This window comes from Protofrankia sp. CiP1_Cm_nod4 (assembly GCF_982290645.1).
Map to the genome: position 1 here is coordinate 45,025 of NZ_CEVIVC010000004.1, position 808 is coordinate 45,832.

Sequence of the window (808 nt, forward strand, 5' to 3'; positions counted from 1 at the left end):
GGTTGGCCCGCCGTGCGGCGGGTACGGTCGCCGGCCGTCGGATGACAGGGCCGTCATACGGTAGGTGGGTGAGCCTGTTCGACGCCGGGCTCGAGCAGACCCTGGCGACGTCGGGTCCTCTCGCGGCCCGGCTGCGCCCCCGTACCCTCGACGAACTCGTCGGGCAGCGTCACCTGCTCGGCGCGGGCAGCCCGCTGCGGCGCCTGGTGGAAGGCGGCGGCACCACCTCGGTCCTGCTCTGGGGGCCGCCGGGCAGCGGCAAGACGACGCTCGCACACATCATCTCCGGCTCCGGCGGACGCCGGTTCCGGGAGCTGTCCGCGGTCACCGCCGGTGTCAAGGACGTACGGGCGGTGATCGACCAGGCGCGGGACACGCTCGCGGTGTCCGGCGTCCGCACGGTCCTGTTCATCGACGAGGTGCACCGCTTCACCAGGACCCAGCAGGACGCGCTGCTGCCGGCGGTGGAGAACGGGCTGGTCACCCTGGTCGCCGCCACCACCGAGAACCCGTTCTTCTCGGTGGTGGCGCCGCTGCTGTCCCGCTCGCTGCTGCTCACCCTGGAGCCGCTCACCGAGGATGACCTGCGTGTCCTGGTCCAGCGGGCGCTCGACGACCGGCGGGGGTACGGCGGCCGGCTGACGATGGACGCGGACGCGGTCACCCATCTGCTGCGCCTGGCCGGCGGGGACGCCCGCCGCGTCCTGACCGCCCTGCAGGCCGCCGGTGACGCCGCCCTCGCCGCCGCGGCGAGCGCGGACACGGGGCCGGCCGCCGCGGCGACGGGCACCGGCGGTGGTGACGGGCC

1 protein-coding gene is annotated in these 808 nt (G+C 75.2%); it reads left to right on the plus strand.

Annotated features, from left to right (window positions below):
- Window positions 1-68: 68 nt before the first annotated feature.
- Window positions 69-808 (plus strand): AAA family ATPase (locus tag AC5LSR_RS02005; RefSeq protein WP_493468090.1); only part of this gene is annotated, 740 nt, incomplete at its 3' end.